We start from the raw sequence: 1,321 nt of genomic DNA on the forward strand, positions 1-1,321 counted from the left end.
TGAACCGCGCCGGGATTGCCGGAGGCCATTCGTCTTAAATTATGCAGCCAATGGAACGTCGTCCAGCATGGCGTAGTAGCGCTGCTCGGCTTCGACCGGAGGAATGTTTCCGATCGGCTCTAGCAGGCGCCTGTTGTTGAACCAGTCGACCCATTCCAGTGTGGCGTATTCGACGGCTTCGAACGAGCGCCAAGGTCCTCGGCGGTGGATGACCTCAGCTTTGTAAAGGCCGTTGATCGTCTCGGCCAAAGCGTTGTCGTAACTGTCGCCGACGCTACCGACGGACGGCTCGATGCCGGCTTCAGCAAGGCGCTCGGTGTACTTGATGGACACGTATTGCGAGCCACGGTCGCTGTGATGAACTAAGCCGCCCCGGTGAACGGGCCGCCGGTCGTGGATAGCCTGCTCTAACGCATCCAGCACGAAGCTGGCATGCGCCGTCTTGCTGACACGCCAACCCACAATGTAGCGGGCGTAGACGTCGATCACGAAGGCGACGTAGACAAACCCCGCCCAAGTCGCGACATACGTGAAGTCGGAAACCCAGAGCATGTTCGGCGCCGGAGCATGGAACTGGCGATTGACCTGGTCGAGCGGGCACGGAGCCGCCTTATCGGCAATCGTGGTGCGCACCGGTTTGCCCCGGATCACCCCTTGCAGGCCAAGCTCTCGCATAAGCCGCTGCACTGTGCAGCGTGCAACATCGAAGCCCTCGCGGTTCATTTGCCGCCATACCTTGCGAACGCCGTAGACGCCGAAGTTCTCGGCAAAGACCCGCAGAACTTCGGGCTTCAGCTCTTCATCCCGCCGCACGCGAGCGGATTGCAAGGCCGGATCTCGCCGCTTGGCAAGACGCTCGTAATAGGTGGATGGGGCGATCGGCAGAACCCTGCAGATCGGCTCGACCCCATGGGCATCGCGATGCTCGTCGATAAAGGCGATCATCGTTTGAACGGGCGGTCGAGCTCCGCCTGGGCAAAATATGCCGACGCCTTGCGCAAAATCTCATTGGCTTGCCGCAGTTCGCGGACTTCACGCTCCAATGCCTTGAGCTTCTCGGCGGTCTCCGTCGGCACACCACCGCGCTTGCCGCTGTCCACCTCGGACTTCTTCACCCATTCCAGCAGCGTGTGCCCGGAACATCCGATCTTCTCAGCCACCGACGTGATCGCAGCCCAGCGAGAAGGATAATCGCCTTCATGTTCCAGAACCATGCGGATCGCCCGCTGCCGAACTTCAGGTGCAAACTTGTTTGTCGTCTTGCTCATCGTAGACCCTTCCTCTCAGGAGTTAGGGCCTCCGGCAATCCCGGCGCGGTTCA

Annotated in this window: 1 protein-coding gene and 1 other annotated feature; the gene reads right to left on the minus strand. The window is 60.6% G+C overall.

Annotated elements, in window-relative coordinates; translation table 11 throughout:
• Nucleotides 1-39 precede the first annotated feature (39 nt).
• Nucleotides 40-1,268 (minus strand): IS3 family transposase gene (locus FMM79_RS20455; protein ID WP_148629359.1). Its coding sequence is split into 2 segments (ribosomal slippage): nucleotides 40-980 and nucleotides 980-1,268, totalling 1,230 coding nucleotides; the frame shifts between segments, so codons are not numbered across the junction.
• Nucleotides 871-987: a sequence feature (AL1L pseudoknot), on the minus strand. Its footprint overlaps the gene before it by 117 nt.
• Nucleotides 1,269-1,321: the final 53 nt, after the last annotated feature.

Origin of the sequence: Novosphingobium sp. BW1, assembly GCF_008107685.1 — a bacterium.
Lineage (GTDB): Bacteria > Pseudomonadota > Alphaproteobacteria > Sphingomonadales > Sphingomonadaceae > Novosphingobium.